Source organism: Janthinobacterium sp. BHSEK (assembly GCF_056174685.1).
This window is the reverse complement of sequence record NZ_JBWBYV010000090.1, coordinates 19,077-27,129: the sequence shown is the minus strand read 5'-3', so window position 1 is coordinate 27,129 and position 8,053 is coordinate 19,077. Positions and strand designations below refer to the sequence as shown.

Here is an 8,053-nt window from a genome sequence, read left to right as displayed (position 1 = left end):
GCGCGAAGCTGGGGCTGTTCGGCAGCGCCACGCACCTCGTCGCGCCAGGTGACCTGAAGCTCGAACATGCGGGCGGCGCCTTCGAATCGATAGGCGACGGCGCCGACTACAGCTTCACGCGCTTCGGCGCCGCCTACACGCTGCGCATGAGCTGCGACGAGCCGCTCAAGGACAAGCGCTGCACCGATCCGCAATATCTGGCCGACGCGGCGCGTGCGCTGCTGCTCGTGGCGGGAGAAAAACCATGATGAAGATGACCGTATTGAATGGCGTGCTGGCCGGCGTGCTCGGTGCGCTGGCGCTGCCGGCACTGGCAGGCGGCGATGACCGTTTCCTGCCGCCCGGCGCGCTGCTGCCCGGCAGCGGCAGCGGCGTGGCCAGCACCGCCGTGCTGTATCCGCACATGCGCTTTCCCATCGAGCAGGGCGCGGCCTACGCCAGTTCGCATTTCTATGGCGTGGGCGGCCAGCGCGGCAAGGCAGGCGATTCCTGCGACGACGCCAACTACGCCTATCCGTGGCGCGACAATTTTTGCGAGCTGCGCAAGGACAACCTGCCGTTCTGCCTGTCCGGCGGACACCAGGGGCAAGACCTGCGGCCGGCCACCTGCCGCGCCAACTTTCACTGGGCCGTAGCGGCCGACGACGGCGTCATCGTGCAGATCGCGCGTTTCAGCGTGACCCTGCAGACGGCCGCCGGCACCTTGTACCGCTATGTGCACCTCAATACCAGCGACCTGGCCGTGCGCGAGCTGCAGCCGGTGGCGCGCGGCGCGCGCATCGGCAGGATTTCGAACAACTGGATCGACAAGCTGCCGATCCACCTGCATTTCGACGTCAAGGACACCATCAAGGTGGGCCAGCAGACGCTGGTGACGTTCGTGCCGCCGTATGCCAGCCTGGTCGAGTCCTATATCCAGCGCAACAAGTTACAAGGAGAGCAGCATGAGTGAAACGATGCAAGGCCGGCGCGGGCGCAAGCGGCCGATCCTGGCGATCTTGCGGCAGGAGGCGTCGACGCCGGGCCGCGCGGGCAAGCTGCTGCGCGACAAGGGCTTCGAGCTCGACATCCGCCGTCCCGTGTGCGGCGACCCGCTGCCCGACACGCTCGATGGCCATGCGGGCGTGATCTCGTTCGGCGGCCCGATGAGCGCGAACGACAGCGACGCGCACATCCGCCGCGAGATCGAGTGGCTGTCCGTGCCGCTGGCGGAAAACCGGCCGTACCTGGGCATCTGCCTGGGCGCGCAGATGCTGGCCAAGAACCTCGGCTGCAAGGTGACGGCGGCCGAGGGCGACATCACGGAGATCGGCTGGTATCCGCTCAAGCCGACGGCCGAAGGCCAGCGCATCATGCCCAAGTGGCCGGACATGGTGTACCACTTCCACATGGAGGGTTTCGAGCTGCCCAAGGGCGCCATCCTGCTGGCCGAGGGCGACGCCTACCGCAACCAGGCCTTCCGCTACGGCGAGAAGGCCTGGGGCATCCAGTACCATCCCGAGCTGACCCTGGCCATGCAGCGCCGCTGGGCGGTGAAGGGCGCGCACCGCTTCCACCTGCCGAACGCGCAGCAGGGCGAACAGCACTTGCAGGGCAGGGTCCTGCACGACAAGGCGCTGCGGGCCTGGTTCAACGGCTTCCTGAACCGCGTGTTTACCGAAGCATGAGCCGCCAGCCCCCTATCTTGCAGGACGGCCTGGCGCTGACCCTGGAGCAGCTGCTGGCGCGCCAGAGCTTCAAGTGGCGCCAGTACCAGCCCGGCGTGCTTGCCGCCTGCGTGGCCGACATGGACCTGGGCACCGCGCCCGCCGTGCAGGCGGCGCTGGCGCAGGTGCTGCGGCGCGTCGATTTCACCTATCCCCTGCGCGACGGGCGCAAGGCCGACCGCGCCGTGGCGCACGCGTTCGCCGCGCGCATGCGCCGCCTGTACGGCTGGCAGGCCGAGGCCGACCAGGTGCTGGTCCTGCCCGACCTGGTGCAGGCGACGTTTGCCGCGGTGATGGCGTTTTCCGATCCGGGCGACGGCGTGATCGTGCAGGTGCCCCACTATGCGCCGTTCCGCGAAGCGGTCGAGGGCACGGGCCGGCGCCTGGTCGCGCTGGAGATGCGCACCGGTGCCGACGGCTACCGGCTCGACCTGGAGAGCCTGGCGCGCGCCGTCGATGCCCGCACGCGCATGCTGATCCTGTGCAATCCGCACAATCCGACGGGACGCGTGCTGAGCCGCGCGGAACTGGAAAGCGTGCTGGCCTTTGCCGAGCGCCACGACTTGATCGTGGTGTCGGACGAAATCCATGCCGACCTGGTCTACCCGGGGGCGCGGCACCTGCCGTTCGCTGCGCTGTCCGACGCGGCGGCCGCGCGCACCGTCACCCTGAATTCCGCCACGAAGAGCTTCAATATCGCCGGCCTGCGCTGCGCCGTCGCCCATTTCGGCACGCCGGTCCTGCAGCAGCGCTTCCATGCGCGCCTGCCGGCGCGCCTGACGGGCGCCGTCAACAACCTGGGCATCGACGCCACCGTGGCGGCCTGGAACGACGGGCAGCCCTGGCTCGACGCCGTGCTCGCGCACCTGCTGGCCATGCGCGACTACGCGGCGCAGATCCTGCGCCGCGAGCTGCCGGCCATCCGCTTCCACGTGCCGCAGGGGACGTATCTGCTGTGGCTCGATTGCGGCGCGCTGGAGCTGGACCAGCCGGCGGCGGATTTCTTCCTCCAGCATGCGCGGGTGGCGCTCAGCCCGGGCGAAGTCTTCGACGCGGGCGCCGCGCACTGCGCGCGCCTCAATTTCGCCACTTCGCAGCCGCTGCTGGCCGAGATCCTCGACCGCATGGCCACGGCGGTGCGCGCGCACCAGCGCCGCCGTCCGCCTGCACACAATTAACCCGGCACACGCTTGCCACTACCTGGACACAACACCATGGAAACGCCCGTCAACAAACACAAGCCGCGCATCCTCATCGGCGTCACGGGATCGCTCGATTCGACCCTGCTGCCGAACTACCTGCGCATCATCAAGGACCACCTCGATTGCGAGCTGAGCGTGCTGATGACGCCGAATGCCACCAACTTCCTCAAGCCGGAATCGATCGCGCTGTACGTCGACCGCGTGATCAGCGGCGAGCGGCCGCAGGATTGGCCGACCGACAAGCCGGGCCGCCTGGCCGCCGAGCATGACCTGCTGCTGGTGCTGCCCGCCACCGCGAATACCCTGGCGGCGGTGGCGAACGGCTTTTCCGGCAATCGCTTGACCACCGTGATCCTGGCCGCCACCTTCCCCGTGCTGCTGTTCCCCGTGATGGGCGGGCCGATGCTGGCCAAGCCGGCCGTGCAGCGCAACCTGGCGCAGCTGCGCGAGGACGGCTACATCATCATCGACCCCGTCTGGCACGACCATTTCGATCCGCTGCTCGGGCGCATGCACGGCCACCACTCGCTACCGAGTCCCGAACAGGTACTGGCGCTGCTGCGCGAACGCTTCCCCGCCAGCGGCGTGCAGCGCCTGGCGCTGACCGGCGCGGCGGCCTGACACCTTCCACGCAACCAGAGAGAACCGCATGTCCATCATCCTGTACAGCCTGTGCGCCGCCGACCGGCGCCGCCATTATTCGCCCCATGTGTGGAAGATCATCATGGCACTCAAGCACAAGGACCTGCTGGCCGAGGTGCGGCCCGTCTCCTTCGCCGAGATCGCCGGCATCGAGGACGGCAGCTATAAAAGCGTGCCGGTGCTGAACGACAACGGCCACATCGAGGGCGACAGTTTTGAAATCGCCGTGCACCTGGAGCGCGCCTATCCGGACCGGCCCAGCCTGTTCGGCGGGCCTGGCGGCCAGGCCATGGCCCGCTTCGTCGAAAGCTTCAGCCAGACGGTCATCCATCCGCCCGTCTCGGCCATCGCCGCCATGGACATGCATGCGCTGATGTCGCCGGCGGACCAGGCGTACTTCCGCGCGGCGCGCGAGAAGCGCTTCGGCAAGACCCTGGAAGAGGCCTCGGCCACCCGCCACATCGAACTGGCGGCCCTGCCGGAAAAATTCGCGCCGCTGCGCAGCGTGCTGGCGAAACAGCGCTGGCTGGGCGGCGCGCAGCCCCTGTTCGCCGATTACATCCTGTTCGGCGTGCTGCAGTGGGCGCGCATCACCGTGCCGTATCCCTTGCTGCCGGCCGACGATCCCGTCAGCACCTGGTTCGAGCGCTGCCTCGACCTGCACGGCGCCATCGGCCGCTCCGTCATCTTGTCGGACTGACGGCGGAGAACCTGCAGGGCCGCCCGCGCGGCCCTTTTCCTTTCATCGATCAACAAGGCTAACCATGATATTTACACCGCAACAGGACGAGATACGCCAGCGCTATGCCGGCATCGGCAGCGACATTGCCGCCGGCGCCGCCGCGCGCGCAGAAGGTTTCGATTTTGATGGCTGGCAGCGCCTGCGCGACGCCGGCCTGTGGCGCATGATCGTGCCCGGCAGCGATCACGCGACGGGCGACTGGTGGAGTTTTACGGCCGCCCTCGACGGCCTGTCCTCCACCATCGGCGCGCCGGAACTGCTGCTGTCGGTCATCGCCCAGGCCGGCATGGTACGGGGCCTGGACCGGCACGGCAGCGCCGGGCAGCGCGACCGGTATTTCGGCGCCATCCTGCGCGGCGACGTCAGCGCCACGGGCATCGCCGAACCCGGCACGGGCACGGACGTGCGCAGCATCCAGAGCACCCTGCGCGCCACGGCCGACGGCTACGTGCTCAATGGCGGCAAATACAATATCGCGCACGCGCCCATCATGGATTTCGCGCTGATCGTCTGCCGGCTGGCGGACAAGGAAGAGCACAACATCGCGCTGGCGCTGGTCGACCGCGACACGCCGGGCCTGCGCGCCGGCCAGGTGGACGACAAGCTGGGCAACCGCAACCTGCCCACCGGCGCCCTGCATTTCGAGGATGTGGCCGTGCACCCGTCGCAGCTGCTGGGCGCGCCCGGGCGCGGCCTGGCCACGCTGATCGACACCATTTCGCTGGGACGCCTGTATTACGGCCTGGCGGCAGCCAACCTGATCGCGCCCTATCTGGACGAGGCGATGCGCTACGCGGCCAGCCGCAGCAGCTTCAATAGCAGCATCGACAACCACCAGCACGTGCAGCGGCGCCTGGTCGACATCCGCATCGGCATGGAACGTTCGCGCTGGCTGGCGTTTGGCGCGCTGTCGCAATTGCTGGCAGGCCAGCGGGAAGGGTTGATGAGCTGTTCCATCGCCAAGCTGGTGGGGGCCGAAGACCTGATCAACAGCGCCACCAGCCTGGTCAAGCTGTACGGCAGCCTGGGCTATCACAACGGCCGCGTGGCCGAGCTGATGAAAAACGCTCTGGGGTTCGCCAGCGTGGGCGGCACCGAGGAAATGCACCGCAAGAATATCTTCAACCAGATGCAGCGCCTGGCTGGCTAGATTTCCCGCGCTGGCTGTGGCACTTGCTCGGCATATTGGCGGTTCAGGCCGCCAATATGCCCGATTCGCTCAGCGCATCATTGATCGCCTCGAACATCGGCTCGCCGGCGCGCGAGGCCAGGTGCGCGAACAGATTGCGCACGGAGGACTGGGCCACGCACAGGATGTCGATTTCACCGAGGCGCTGCGCCTCCAGCGCCGTATCGCCATGCAGCAGGCCGACGCCGAGGCGCTCGGCCAGCATCGAGCGGGTGACGCTTTCGCGGTCGATGCTGATGATGCGGCGCGGACGGAAATTGCGCGTCTTGAACAGGTGCTCGGCGGCGCCGCCGCAGCACAGGCTCGAAGGCGCGAAGATCCACGGCAGCTCGGCCAGCGCGTTCCAGTCGAGCGGCTGGGTGGTATCGAGCATGCCGGCAGGCGCCGCCACGTAGACGGGAAAGCACGCCACTTCGATGGTCGCCAGGTCGTCGTCGGGGCTGCGCGCCTCGTTGTAGAAACCCGCGTCGAGCGTGCCGCTGCGGATGCCGTTCAGGGTGCCGGTGGAACTGCCATGCTCCAGCGAGACCTCGACTTCCGGATGGTGCTCGGAAAAGCGCCGCACCAGCCGGCCGATGGCTTCGTTGTTGGACTGGCCGCCGACGCCGATGCGCAGCTTGCCGGCCAGGCGGCCCTTGATGTGGTTGGCTTCGTCGAGCAGCTCGCGGTGGATGTTGAGCGTGCGTTCGGCCTTGGCCAGGATGCGCTGGCCGCTGCTGGTCAGGCTCATGCCGCGCGCCGTGCGTTCGAACAAGGTCAGGCCGAGATAATCCTCCATCGCCTTGACATGGGCACTGACTGCGGGCTGGCTCAGGAAGAGCCGTTCGGATGCGCGCGTAATGCTGCCCTCGCGCGCCACCGTGGCGAAGGTTTTCAGGTGATGGATTTCCATGAGGGGCGGGTCCATTAAGTTAAAAGATGGGTGAAATTCCAGATATTCTTATTCGTTTTTCAACTATGTATTATATGTGATTTTATTAAGAATACTGCATTAACAATGCCTGCAAGATGGGTAATTATTTGTGACTTTTCGCTTCTCCCTGTCGCCGCCGCGATGGGCATCAGCCCTTCAAACGGCGTAAATTGTTACTTTTCGTGAGAAAGCTCCTGCGCGCCATCGAACGCGCGAGGGCGCTACAGCAGGCCCAGCACGTGCCACCACACGAAGTCCAGCGGCGTGAGGATCAGCAGGCTGAGGATGAACAGGCTCAGGCAGAGCCGGGTGACGGCCGCCACCGGCAGGCTGGCCGCCTGCATGGCGAAGATCAGGGGCGGCGCCTGGTAGGGCAGGCAGACATTGGAAAACGCCAGCACTTGCGTCATCAGCACCGTCATCAGCGGCAGGCCCGTGACGGCCGCGAGGTCCTGCGCCAGCGGCGTCATCGTCGCCGGCACGCCGGCCAGGTTGGTCACCAGCGACACCACCGTCGAGATCAGGGTCAGCACGCTGGCGTTCCACAGCGGCGTGTCGGTGGCAAAGCGGGCGTGCCGGCTCAGGCCATGCACCACGGCTTCGCCCAGGCCGCTTTCCGAAATCACCGCGCCCAGGCCCATCACGCCGGCCACGAACAGCAGCGAGCCATAGTTGATTTCCTGGTTCAGGCATTGCTTCGACGTCAGGCCAGCGGCCGGCCACAGGCAGACCAGGGCGGCGGCCAGGCCGACCCAGGCCGGCGATACATGGTGCAGGCCATCCGTCATCCACAGGGCCAGGCAGCCTCCCAGCACCACGGCCAGTCCCGTCTCCTGCGCCGACATGGGGCCTTGCCGCTGCGCCGGCGCGGCCGCGCGCGCAGGATCGGCGGCGGGAAACATCCACAGGATCAGCAGCACCAGCAGGACGGACTTGAGGATGCCCAGCACGGGGAAATGCAGCAGCAGGTAGTCGACATACGCAATCTGCACGCCATATAGATTGTCCGCCATGCCGGACAGGATCATGTTCGGCGCGTTCGACGGCAGGATGGCGAAGGTCGGCAGGAAGCTGGAAAAGCTGGCCGCCATCAGCATGCCCGTGCGGCCGTTATGGCCCGCGCCGTAGCCGATATGCTCGGCCACGGCCATGGTGATGGGAATGAGCAGCACCACGCGGCCCATGCCCGACGGCATGACGAAGGCCAGGGCCACGCTGAACAGCACGATGCCGGCGATGACGCCAGCGTAGCGCCGTCCCAGCATGCGCGACAGGATGGCCGCCGCGCGCTTGCCCAGGCCCGTGTGGCCGATGGCCGCCCCCATCACGGCGCCGCTGAACAGCAGCCAGAAGGTGGTCGACTGCAGGCCGGAGAACACGGTTTGCGCGGGCGCCATATTGCACAGCATCGCCACCAGGAAGAAGGCCAGGGCCGGCCAGTATTCGGGCACCAGGGCCGTGGCCCACATGCTGATGCAAAAGACCAGCAGCGCCACCACGCCGGCCATGGCGGCCGGCAGGTAGAGCGCGGCCGCCAGGCCGCTGGCGAGCGTCAGCGCGGCGACGGCGGCCAGCGCGCGCGGGCGCGCGGCGGGCAGGGAAGGGGCGAGGGACAAGGACTTCAAGGCTGGGCTCCTGGGCGCGCCGGCGCGGCAAGGC

Annotated in this window: 9 protein-coding genes; 7 read left to right on the top strand and 2 right to left on the bottom strand. The window is 67.5% G+C overall.

Going from position 1 to position 8,053, the window contains the following annotated elements:
* The 7 genes from AC0V2Y_RS25085 to AC0V2Y_RS25055 form a co-directional block, all read left to right on the top strand.
* The coding region (locus AC0V2Y_RS25085) for a hypothetical protein (protein WP_475418385.1) at positions 1–248 on the top strand (248 nt) is incomplete at its 5' end.
* On the top strand, positions 245–952 hold the full coding sequence (locus tag AC0V2Y_RS25080; protein WP_475416167.1) for a peptidoglycan DD-metalloendopeptidase family protein: 708 nt from the start codon (positions 245–247) through the stop codon (positions 950–952). The genes AC0V2Y_RS25085 and AC0V2Y_RS25080, both read left to right, overlap by 4 nt.
* On the top strand, positions 945–1,667 hold the full coding sequence (locus tag AC0V2Y_RS25075; RefSeq protein WP_475416168.1) for a glutamine amidotransferase: 723 nt from the start codon (positions 945–947) through the stop codon (positions 1,665–1,667). Before AC0V2Y_RS25080 ends, AC0V2Y_RS25075 begins: the two co-directional genes overlap by 8 nt.
* Positions 1,664–2,884, top strand: a complete 1,221-nt coding sequence (locus tag AC0V2Y_RS25070; RefSeq protein WP_475416169.1) for a MalY/PatB family protein — start codon at positions 1,664–1,666, stop codon at positions 2,882–2,884. Before AC0V2Y_RS25075 ends, AC0V2Y_RS25070 begins: the two co-directional genes overlap by 4 nt.
* A gap of 36 nt (positions 2,885–2,920) precedes the next feature.
* Positions 2,921–3,529: a flavoprotein gene (locus AC0V2Y_RS25065; RefSeq protein WP_475416170.1), complete on the top strand. Its 609-nt coding sequence runs from the start codon at positions 2,921–2,923 to the stop codon at positions 3,527–3,529.
* Positions 3,530–3,557: 28 nt separating this feature from the next.
* Positions 3,558–4,250 carry a glutathione S-transferase family protein gene (locus AC0V2Y_RS25060; protein WP_475416171.1) on the top strand — a complete coding sequence of 231 codons (693 nt, stop codon included), beginning with the start codon at positions 3,558–3,560 and terminating at the stop codon, positions 4,248–4,250.
* A gap of 64 nt (positions 4,251–4,314) precedes the next feature.
* A complete protein-coding gene (locus tag AC0V2Y_RS25055) occupies positions 4,315–5,442 on the top strand; it encodes an acyl-CoA dehydrogenase family protein (RefSeq protein WP_475416172.1) in 1,128 nt (375 codons plus the stop codon).
* 43 nt (positions 5,443–5,485) lie between these two features.
* Here AC0V2Y_RS25055 and AC0V2Y_RS25050 read toward each other — a convergent pair whose 3' ends face one another.
* Complete coding sequence (locus AC0V2Y_RS25050) at positions 5,486–6,373, bottom strand: LysR family transcriptional regulator (protein ID WP_475416173.1); 888 nt, start codon at positions 6,371–6,373, stop codon at positions 5,486–5,488.
* 242 nt (positions 6,374–6,615) lie between these two features.
* The gene (locus AC0V2Y_RS25045; protein ID WP_475416174.1) at positions 6,616–8,019 is read right to left on the bottom strand and encodes an SLC13 family permease; all 1,404 of its coding nucleotides are present in this window, start codon (positions 8,017–8,019) and stop codon (positions 6,616–6,618) included.
* Between the last annotated feature and the right edge of the window lie 34 nt (positions 8,020–8,053).

What these genes read in the sequence shown, in the direction of transcription:
- AC0V2Y_RS25080 (WP_475416167.1), top strand. Translation starts at nt 245, where the DNA reads ATGATGAAGATGACCGTATTGAATGGCGTGCTGGCCGGCGTGCTCGGT.
- AC0V2Y_RS25075 (WP_475416168.1), top strand. Translation starts at nt 945, where the DNA reads ATGAGTGAAACGATGCAAGGCCGGCGCGGGCGCAAGCGGCCGATCCTG.
- AC0V2Y_RS25070 (WP_475416169.1), top strand. Translation starts at nt 1,664, where the DNA reads ATGAGCCGCCAGCCCCCTATCTTGCAGGACGGCCTGGCGCTGACCCTG.
- AC0V2Y_RS25065 (WP_475416170.1), top strand. Translation starts at nt 2,921, where the DNA reads ATGGAAACGCCCGTCAACAAACACAAGCCGCGCATCCTCATCGGCGTC.
- AC0V2Y_RS25060 (WP_475416171.1), top strand. Translation starts at nt 3,558, where the DNA reads ATGTCCATCATCCTGTACAGCCTGTGCGCCGCCGACCGGCGCCGCCAT.
- AC0V2Y_RS25055 (WP_475416172.1), top strand. Translation starts at nt 4,315, where the DNA reads ATGATATTTACACCGCAACAGGACGAGATACGCCAGCGCTATGCCGGC.
- AC0V2Y_RS25050 (WP_475416173.1), bottom strand. Translation starts at nt 6,373, where the DNA reads ATGGAAATCCATCACCTGAAAACCTTCGCCACGGTGGCGCGCGAGGGC.